This window comes from Actinomadura sp. RB99 (assembly GCF_014706005.1).
Taxonomy (GTDB): domain Bacteria; phylum Actinomycetota; class Actinomycetes; order Streptosporangiales; family Streptosporangiaceae; genus Spirillospora.
In genome coordinates this window covers 67,536-76,379 of the sequence record NZ_JABMCA010000046.1, presented here as the reverse complement: position 1 = coordinate 76,379, position 8,844 = coordinate 67,536, and the positions used below count along the sequence as shown (strand labels likewise).

The 8,844-nt window shown below is 74.7% G+C and carries 8 protein-coding genes; 4 read left to right on the top strand and 4 right to left on the bottom strand.

What is annotated here, in order from left to right:
- Positions 1-135 precede the first annotated feature (135 nt).
- Positions 136-1,473: a glycoside hydrolase family 15 protein gene (locus amrb99_RS32590; protein ID WP_206700188.1), complete on the top strand. Its 1,338-nt coding sequence runs from the start codon at positions 136-138 to the stop codon at positions 1,471-1,473.
- A 14-nt stretch (positions 1,474-1,487) separates the two neighbouring features.
- Here the strand turns inward: amrb99_RS32590 and amrb99_RS32585 are convergent, their stop codons facing one another.
- Together amrb99_RS32585 and amrb99_RS32580 are read right to left on the bottom strand one after the other, a co-directional pair.
- On the bottom strand, positions 1,488-2,255 hold the full coding sequence (locus amrb99_RS32585) for a TSUP family transporter (RefSeq protein WP_347256951.1): 768 nt from the start codon (positions 2,253-2,255) through the stop codon (positions 1,488-1,490).
- Positions 2,256-2,322: 67 nt separating this feature from the next.
- Positions 2,323-2,865, bottom strand: coding sequence for a GNAT family protein (locus amrb99_RS32580; protein WP_190863358.1), 543 nt, complete (start codon positions 2,863-2,865; stop codon positions 2,323-2,325).
- A 53-nt stretch (positions 2,866-2,918) separates the two neighbouring features.
- Here amrb99_RS32580 and amrb99_RS32575 point away from each other — a divergent pair, with 53 nt between their 5' ends.
- A complete protein-coding gene (locus amrb99_RS32575; protein WP_190863355.1) occupies positions 2,919-3,506 on the top strand; it encodes a TetR/AcrR family transcriptional regulator in 588 nt (195 codons plus the stop codon).
- Positions 3,507-3,622: 116 nt separating this feature from the next.
- Positions 3,623-4,066: a hypothetical protein gene (locus amrb99_RS32570; RefSeq protein ID WP_190863353.1), complete on the top strand. Its 444-nt coding sequence runs from the start codon at positions 3,623-3,625 to the stop codon at positions 4,064-4,066.
- On the opposite strand, the gene amrb99_RS32565 is transcribed toward amrb99_RS32570, so the two are convergent.
- On the bottom strand, positions 4,017-5,429 hold the full coding sequence (locus tag amrb99_RS32565) for an MFS transporter (RefSeq protein WP_190863351.1): 1,413 nt from the start codon (positions 5,427-5,429) through the stop codon (positions 4,017-4,019). The two genes, amrb99_RS32570 and amrb99_RS32565, sit on opposite strands and share 50 nt — an antisense overlap.
- A gap of 113 nt (positions 5,430-5,542) precedes the next feature.
- On the opposite strand from amrb99_RS32565, the gene amrb99_RS32560 reads away from it, so the two are divergent.
- Positions 5,543-6,556: an AsnC family transcriptional regulator gene (locus amrb99_RS32560; protein WP_206700187.1), complete on the top strand. Its 1,014-nt coding sequence runs from the start codon at positions 5,543-5,545 to the stop codon at positions 6,554-6,556.
- On the opposite strand, the gene pcrA is transcribed toward amrb99_RS32560, so the two are convergent.
- On the bottom strand, positions 6,513-8,774 hold the full coding sequence (pcrA, locus tag amrb99_RS32555) for a DNA helicase PcrA (protein ID WP_190863349.1): 2,262 nt from the start codon (positions 8,772-8,774) through the stop codon (positions 6,513-6,515). The genes amrb99_RS32560 and pcrA overlap by 44 nt on opposite strands.
- Positions 8,775-8,844: the final 70 nt, after the last annotated feature.

Genomic DNA, 8,844 nt, shown 5'->3' with positions numbered 1-8,844 from the left:
CACGGTCCGGTCCTGCAGCAGCGCCGGCTGCTGGGAGATGTGCGTGGACCGCGCAGCCGCCGCGTACGGCTCCGCGTGCAGCCACGACTGCCAGACGCCCTCGTCGTCGAGGCACATGACGCCGCGCTCGTCGCCGTGGCCGGGGCGAACGTGCCGGAGCCGTCGGCGCCGGGCTGGGCGAGCCCGGGCCTGGTGGGCGGCGGCGGGTGGCCGTTCGCGGGCGTCCCGCTCGATCCGGACGACGCCGACGGCGCCGCGTACCTGCCCGACAGCTCGGCCGTGCGGCTCGCGAACGGGCGGGTGCTGCTCGTCCCGTCGGGTGAGGAGGCGCCGGTCACGGTCGCGGCGGACGATCCGCGGGTGGCGCAGGCGGTGCGGTCCGAGAGCGCGTGGCTGGCGTCCGGAACCGTCCCGGAGGGCCCGGCGGACTCCGGCTTCCGCGACATGGCGGCGCGCGCGCTGCTGGACCTGCGGCTGCTGACGCCGCCCAACGGCGCGTCCCTGGCGTCCTGGTACGGGGCGTGGCGGTACTCGTGGCCGCGCGACTCCGCCTTCGCCGCCGCCGCGTTCACCGTGACGGGCCATCCGTCGGAGGCGCGCCGCGTCCTGCGCTTCCTGGGACGGGTCCAGACCGACAACGGGCTTTGGGCCGCCCGGTACAACGCCGACGGGACGGCCGTGACGGACGGGCGGCCGCCGCAGCTCGACTCGCTCGGCTGGGTGCTGTGGGCGAGCTGGCTGTACCGGACGGAGAACCCCGGCGCCGACGACCTCCCGGACCTGTGGCCGATGGTGCGGCGCGCCGCCGACCATCTGGCCGGGTCGCTGGACGCGGAGGGCCTGCCGCCCCCGTCGTCCGACTACTGGGAACGCGATCACGGCCGCGAGCAGGACCCGCGGCGCCCGACGCTCGGGGTGGTCGGGCCGGTGCTGGCGGGCCTGCGGGCGGCGGCGGTCCTCGCGCAGGGCTACGGCGACGGGGCCAGGGCGGCGCAGTGGCGGGCGGCGGCGCACCGGGTGTCGGACGCGCTGGACCGGCAGTTCGCGCCCTACGGGTACCCGCGCTCACCCGTGCAGGACGGGCTGATGGACACGTCCGTGACGTTCATCGCACCTCCGTTCGCGCCGGCGGACCAGGCCGTGACCGGGGCGATCGCTTCCGCCGAGCGCGCGCAGGCGCTGCCGAACGGGGGCGTGCTGCCGGGCGAGAGCTGGTCCGGGACGCCGGACGTCGCGTGGACGCCGGAGACCGCGCTGTTCGGGCTGTCGGCCGCGGCGGGCGGCCGGACGGCCGAGGCGCTCGCGCGCCTCGGCTGGCTGTCGGCGCACCGGACGTCGCTGGGCGCGCTGCCGGAGAAGGTGGGCCCGACGGGCCGCCAGGCGGGCGTGGCGCCGCTGGGCTGGACGGACTCGCTGGTGCTGCTGACGCTGGCGGCCCTGCGCGAGCCGCTGCCGGTCCCGCCCGCGTCCTGACCCCGGGACCCCGCTCAGGTGAACTGCTCGTAGCCCATCTTGAGCACGAGCGCGGCGACGACGCACAGCAGCACGACCCGGACGAACCCGGTGCCGCGGCTGATCGCCATGCGGGCGCCGAGCTGCGCGCCGGCGGCGTTGCAGACGGCCATGCCGAGCCCGATCGCCCACAGCACGTGCCCCTGGGCGGCGAACACGGCGAGCGCGCCGAGGTTGGTGCCCGCGTTGATGATCTTCGAGGTGGCGGACGCGTCGACGAAGTCCAGGCCGAGCAGCGCCGTGAACGCGATGACGAGGAACGTCCCGGTCCCGGGGCCGACGAGCCCGTCGTAGAAGGCGATCGCGACGCCGGGCACGACGATCGCGAGGGCCGTCCGGCGCCGGGTCCGCAGGACGAGCCGGGGGGCGCGGCCGAGGTCCGGCTTCAGCACGACGAGCGCGGCGACGGCGAGCAGCACCACCATGATCACCGGCTTGAGCACGTCGGACGAGATCGCCGCGGCGCACAGCGCGCCGCCGGCGGCGCAGCACACCGCGAGGGCCGCGGCCGGGCCCGCGACCCGGACGTCCGGCTTGGCCTTGCGGGCGTAGGCGACGGCGGCCGAGGCGGTGCCGGCGATGGAGCCGAGCTTGTTGGTGGCGAGCGCGGTCGCGACGGGCTGTCCGGGGTTGAGGAGCAGCAGCGCGGGCAGCTGGATCAGCCCGCCGCCTCCCACGACCGCGTCGACCCAGCCGGCCGAGGTGGCGGCGGCCAGCATGACGGGCACCTGCTCGGCGTGCACGGGGGCTCCCGGGGGTAAGGGGTGTTAAGAGTATGACCATAACGCCCCGGGATGCCCCGCCCGGCCGTCAGGCCGCCCACTCCCGCGCGAGGACCGCCCAGATCTGCTCGTCGCGGCGCTCGCCGGCCAGCAGGTACGCGTCCCGCAGGACGCCCTCGCAGGTCATCCCGAGCCGCTTCGCCACCGCCGCGCTGGCGGTGTTGCGCGGGTCGCAGATCCACTCCACCCGGGCCATCCCGCGCACCCCGAACGCCCAGTCGATCATGTGCCGGACCGCGGTGGTGACCAGGCCGCGGCCCCGGGCGCCCGCGCCGAGCCAGACCCCGGCCTCGCAGACGCCGCGCGGGGCGTCGAACGTCCGGAAGACGGTCCCGCCCTCCAGCACGCCGTTCACCCAGATGCCGTAGACGCGGCCCTCGTCCCTGGCCTGCTTCTCCGCGTAGTCCTGCAAGAACTTCCGCGCGGTCGCCTCGTCGACGACGGTGTGCGCCCACGGGATGTACTCGATGACGTCGGTCCGCACGCGCTCGGCGTGCGCGGCGAACTCGGCCGCCTGCCACGGCTCCAGCGGACGGAGCTCGGCGTCGTCGGCCAGGGTGACGGCGAACATGGAGGACCTCCCGGGGGGTACGTACCGAACGTTTGTTATGTATCCTACGGGACATGCCCGCCCGAGGTGATCACGACGCCCGCCGCCGCGACGTCTCCGAGGCCGTCTGGCGGGTCCTCGCCGACCGCGGCTTCGGCGGGCTGACGCTGCGCGCCGTCGCCGCCGCGATGGGCGCCTCGACCGGCCTGCTCACGCACTACTTCCCGAACAAGAAGGCGCTGGTCTCCTACGCCCTCGACGTCGCCGACGAGCGGACCGCGAGCCGGTCCCTGCGCGGCGCGGAGACCCGGGGCCTCGCGAGCCTGCGCGCCGCGCTGCTGGACGTCCTGCCGCTGACGCCGGAGGCCGCGGTGATGAACCGCGTGTGGGTCGGCTCGTGGGACGGCTCGCTCGCCGACCCCGAGCTGCGCGAGCGCGAGATGCGGCGGTACCGCGGGTGGCGGGCGCGGCTGCGCGTCCACGTCGCCGCCGCCGTCGAGCGCGGCGAGCTGCCCGCCTCGTCCGACGTGGACGACGTCACCGCCGCCGCGGCCGCGTTCGCGCACGGCCTCGTCGTGCACGCCCTCTTCGACACCGAGCGGTACCCGCCCGAGCGGCAGGCCCGGATGCTCGACGCCTGGCTCGACGCGCTGACCCGCTGACCGGCGCCCCCTGACAGGCGTGCGGGAAACCGGCGGGAACCGGCGGGACCCGTCGTGACTCGAACGTGACGGGCGGTCAGCATGATCGACGGGATCGGCGACGATCGGGAGGACGCATGGGACGTGTGAAGACCACCGGCTACGGATGGACCGGCTCCGTCCTGCCGCTCGTCGGCCTGGTCGGCGGCGCCGTGCTGGGCGCCGCCGTGGGCACGGCGCTGGGGGCCGAGGACGTCCTCATGCCGCCAGCCGCCGGCATCCTGGTCGCCGAGCTCCTCGCCGCGGCGACGATGTTCCTCATCGGCCTCGCGAAGAACAGCACGCGGACGCCCGAGGGCCGGCGGGTGTGGACGAACACGCACAAGTACGGCAGGTACGGCGTCCAGTGGTCCGGCGTGACCATCGCCCTCGCCTTCGCGACGCTCCCGTTCGCCGTCACGGTGGGCAAACTGACCCAGCGGGAGCTGATCTGGGTGGGGCTGGTCGTGGCGTTCGCGGCGGCGGCCGGGATCAGCCGGCTGATCTACGTGAAGACCTGCGCGGACGCCATCGACCCATGACAGCGGCGGTGCCCGCCGCCACCGCCAGCAGCGCGGCGGCCAGCCCGAACGCGACCTGGGCCGCCGACGCCGGTCCGTGCGGCAGCGCGCGGAAGAACGCGGTGCCGAGAACGGCGATGCCGAGCGTCCCGCCGAACTGCTGGACGGCGTTGAGCAGCCCCGCCGCGGACCCCGTCTCGTGCGGCCGGACCCGCGCCAGCGCCGCCGTGAAGAACGGGACCGTGAACAGCCCGTTCCCTGTCCCGGCCAGGGCCAGCGCGCCGAGCAGCGGCCATGGGTAGCCGTCCGGGTAGGCGCGGTAGACGGGGATCGCCGCGCAGACCCCGGCCAGCATGACCGCGAGCCCGGCGACCATCACCCGCGGTCCGAAGCGCGGGACGAGCCGGGTCCCGGCGAGCCAGGACGCGGCGGCCATCGCGGCCGACCAGGGCAGCAGCGTGAGCCCGGCGGTCAGCACGTCCTGCCCGAGGCCCAGCTGGATCTGCAGGACGACCACGACCATCAGCCCGTTCATGACCGCGAAGAACAGCGCCGAGGTCGCGAGCGCGGCCGGGAAGCCCCGGCCCGAGAACAGGCTCGGCTCGACGAGCGGAGCGGCGGCCCGGCGCTGGTGCAGGGCGAACACGGCGAGCAGCAGGGCGCCGCCGGCGAGCACCGCCCACGTCCACGCCGGCCGGCCGGCCGAATCGCCCTGGATCAGCGGGTACACGATCATCGCCGCGCCGGCGGTGGCGAGCGCCGTGCCCGCGGCGTCCAGCCGGGGCCGGTGCTGCGCGCGGTCCTCCGGCAGCAACGGCACGGTCGCGAGCACCCCGGCGGCGAGGGGCAGGTTCACCAGGAACGCCGCGCGCCACGACACCGCGTGGGTGAGGACCGCCCCGAGCACCGGCCCGCAGATCGCCGACAGCCCCATCACCGGGCCGATGCTCCCGAACGCCTTCGCCGTCTCCGGCCCGTCGAACATCGCGCGGATCAGCCCAATCGTCTGCGGGATGATCAGCGCCGCCGCGGCGCCCTGCACCGCCCGCGCCGCGATCAGCGCGCCCGCCGACGGCGCCGCCGCGCAGCACGCCGACGCGACCGCGAAACCGGCGACCCCGAGCGCGAACACCCGCCGCCGCCCGGCGATGTCGCCGAGCCGCCCGCCGGTGATCAGCAGCACCGCGAACGGCAGCGTGTAGGCCGCGCTGAACCACTGGATCCCGGACTCGCCGCCGCCGAGGTCCCGCCGGACCACCGGCGCCGCGACCTGCACGATCGTCGCGTCCAGCAGGTTCATCGCCTCGGCCGCCAGCAGCGTGGCCAGGGCCGCCCACCGCCACCGGTGGACGGTCGCGGCCCGTGTCTCCTCCCGCACCCGCATGGCACGTCTCCTTTCGGTTCCGTGCCCCAGCCTCGAAGGGAGACCGCAGTATATTCCAACCACAGCGCCCAGATGGCGGATATCTTCCATCCGAGCGGCCGAAATGAGGGATCATGATGCTGGACGAGCTGGACCGCGCCGTCATCCACGCGCTGCACATCGACGGGCGCGCCCCGTTCAGCCGCATCGCCGACGTCTGCGGCGTCTCCACGCAGACCGTGGCCCGCCGCTACCGGCGGCTGCGCACCGAGGCGGGCCTGCGCGTCGTCGGCGTCCTGGACCGCGACACCGGCCCCGAGACGCACTGGACGGTCCGGCTGACCTGCACTCCGGCCGCCACCCAGGCCCTCGCGCACTCGCTCGCCGCGCGGCCCGACACGTCCTGGGTGAAGCTGACGTCCGGCGGGACGGAGATCTTCGCGATCGTGCACGTCCCGGACGGCGCCGGGGGCACGGACGGCGCGGGCGCCCCGCACGCGATGCTGCTGCACGACGTGCCGCGCCGCGCGGGCATCACCGCCGTGTCGGCGCACTGCCTGCTGCACACCTACCTCGGCGGACCGACCGCCTGGCGCGGCATCACCCGCGCGCTGACCCCCGAGCAGGAGGAGCGGCTGCGGCCGCCCGCCTCCGCCGCCGCGGACCCGCGCCCGCTGACCGCCGCGGACCGCGCGCTGCTGGACGTCCTGCGGCACGACGGCCGCGCCGCGCACACCGACCTCGCCGCCGCGACCGGCTGGTCACAGGCGACGGCCGCGCGCCGCCTGGCCGGCCTGCGCGCGAGCGGCACGCTGTTCTTCGACGTCGAGGTCGACTCCACCCTGCTCGGCGGCACCGCGCAGACGCTCATCTGGATGTCGGTCGACCCGGGACGGCTCGACGACGTCGCCACCGCCCTCGCGGGGCACGACGAACTCGCCGTCGTCGCCGCGACCACCGGCCCCACGAACCTGCTGGCGCAGGCGCTCTGCGACGGCCCCGCCGACCTGCACCGCTACCTCACCCGCGAGCTGGGCGCCCTGGACGGCGTCCGGACCCTGGAGACCGCGCCCGTCCTGCGCACCCTCAAGCGCGCCGGTGCGGTCAGAGCTTCTCCACCGGCGCGAACCGCAGGACGAGGCGCTTGACGCCGTACTCGCCGCCGAAGTCGACGCTGGCGGCGGCCTTGTCGCCGGCCCCGTCCACGGACACGACCGTGCCGAGGCCGAACGAGTCGTGCGTGACCTTGTCGCCCGGCGCCAGCGCCGGGACCTCCCGGTTGCCCGGCGACTTCACGCCGGGCCGGGCCGCCATCCGCGACATCGCCGACGACGACGCGGACGACGCCTCCCGCTCCCAGTCGATCAGGGTGCCGGGGACCTCGCCGAGGAACCGGGACGGCGGGTTGACCTGCGGCGCGCCCCACGAACTGCGCATCGTCGCGCGGGACAGGTAGAGCCGCTGCCGCGCGCGCGTGATGCCGACGTAGGCGAGGCGGCGCTCCTCTTCGAGCTCCTTGGGGTTGCTCATGGCGCGCAGGTGCGGGAAGACCCCGTCCTCCATGCCGGTGAGGAACACCACGGGGAACTCCAGGCCCTTCGCGGTGTGCAGGGTCATCAGCGTGACGACGCCCTGGTCGGTCTCCTCGGGCTGCTCGCCCGGCGGGACCGGCCCGCCCTTCGCGCCGCCGGGGATCGAGTCGGCGTCGGCGACCAGCGCCACCTGCTCCAGGAAGTCGGGCAGCCGCCCCTCGGCGGACTCGCCGTCGAGGCGCTCCTCGAACTCGCGGGCGACGGCCTCCAGTTCGCGGAGGTTCTCCACGCGGGTCTCGTCCTGCGGGTCCTTGGAGGCCTGGAGCTCGGCGAGGTAGCCGGACTTGTCGAGGATCCGGACGACCAGGTCGGCCGGGGTGAGCGACGCGGCGGCGGCGCCCAGCTCGTCCAGCAGCAGGACGAACTCGCGGACCGCGTTGATCGACCGGGTCGCCATCCCCGGGACGTCCTCGGGGACGCGCAGCGCCTGCCAGAACGAGACGCGCTCGCGGGACGCGTACGCCTCGACGCACGCCTCCGCGCGGTCGCCGATGCCGCGCTTCGGCACGTTCAGGATGCGGCGCAGCGAGACGGTGTCCTCGGGGTTGGCGAGGACGCGCAGGTAGGCGAGGAGGTCGCGGATCTCCTTGCGCTCGTAGAAGCGGACGCCGCCGACGACCTTGTAGGGCAGCCCGACGCGGATGAACACTTCCTCGAACACGCGCGACTGCGCGTTGGTGCGGTAGAACACCGCGACGTCGCCGGGGCGGGCGTCGCCGGCGTCGGTGAGCCGGTCGACCTCGTGCGCGACGAACGCGGCCTCGTCGTGCTCGTTGTCGGCCACATAGCCGGTGATCTTGTGGCCCTCGCCCTGGTCGGACCAGAGCCGCTTCGGCTTGCGGTCGGCGTTGCGCTCGATGACCGCGTTCGCCGCCGACAGGATCGTCTGCGTGGAGCGGTAGTTCTGCTCCAGCAGGATCGTCGTCGCGTCGGGGTAGTCGCGCTCGAACTCCAGGATGTTGCGGATCGTCGCGCCGCGGAACGCGTAGATCGACTGGTCGGCGTCGCCGACGACGCACAGCTCGGCGGCGCCGACCCCCTCGACCGGCGCGGTCAGCTCGCGGACCAGCTCGTACTGCGCGTGGTTGGTGTCCTGGTACTCGTCGACGAGGACGTGCCGGAACCGGCGCCGGTAGTGCTCGGCGGCCTCCGGGAACACCTGCAGCAGGTTGACCGTCATCATGATCAGGTCGTCGAAGTCCATCGCGCCGGCCTGCTGCAGCCGCGCCTGGTACATCTCGTACGCCTCGGCGAGCGTCTGCTCCATGTGCGTGGACGCGCGGTTCTTGAACGTCTCGTAGTCGATCAGCTCGTTCTTCAGGTTCGACACCTGGGCGCTGAACGACTTCGGCGGGTACCGCTTGGGATCGAGGTCCAGCTCGCGGCAGACCAGCGCCATCAGGCGCTGCGCGTCGGCCTGGTCGTAGATCGAGAAGCTCGTGGGGAAGCCGAGCCGCTTGGCCTCCCGGCGCAGGATCCGCACGCAGGCGGAGTGGAACGTCATCACCCACATGGCCCGCGACCGCGGCCCGACGAGGGCGTCGACGCGCTCCTTCATCTCGGCGGCGGCCTTGTTGGTGAAGGTGATCGCGAGGATCTGGCCGGGGTGCGCGTCCCGCTCGCTCAGCAGGTGGGCGATGCGGTGGGTGAGCACGCGGGTCTTCCCCGACCCGGCGCCCGCGACGATCAGCAGGGGGCCGCCGGAGTGCACGACGGCGGCGCGCTGCTGCTCGTTCAGGCCGTCGAGCAAGGGGTGAGCTTCGGTCTTCGACATCACGTGCGAGTGTACGGCGCCGCGCCGACGTTTTCGGCGGCCTCGCCGCCGCGCGCGGGTCGCCGGCCGC

Coding starts and splice junctions, on each gene's coding strand:
- amrb99_RS32580 (WP_190863358.1), bottom strand. CDS start 2,865: ATGTTCGCCGTCACCCTGGCCGACGACGCCGAGCTCCGTCCGCTGGAG.
- amrb99_RS32575 (WP_190863355.1), top strand. CDS start 2,919: ATGCCCGCCCGAGGTGATCACGACGCCCGCCGCCGCGACGTCTCCGAG.
- amrb99_RS32570 (WP_190863353.1), top strand. CDS start 3,623: ATGGGACGTGTGAAGACCACCGGCTACGGATGGACCGGCTCCGTCCTG.
- amrb99_RS32565 (WP_190863351.1), bottom strand. CDS start 5,429: ATGCGGGTGCGGGAGGAGACACGGGCCGCGACCGTCCACCGGTGGCGG.
- amrb99_RS32560 (WP_206700187.1), top strand. CDS start 5,543: ATGATGCTGGACGAGCTGGACCGCGCCGTCATCCACGCGCTGCACATC.
- pcrA (WP_190863349.1), bottom strand. CDS start 8,774: ATGTCGAAGACCGAAGCTCACCCCTTGCTCGACGGCCTGAACGAGCAG.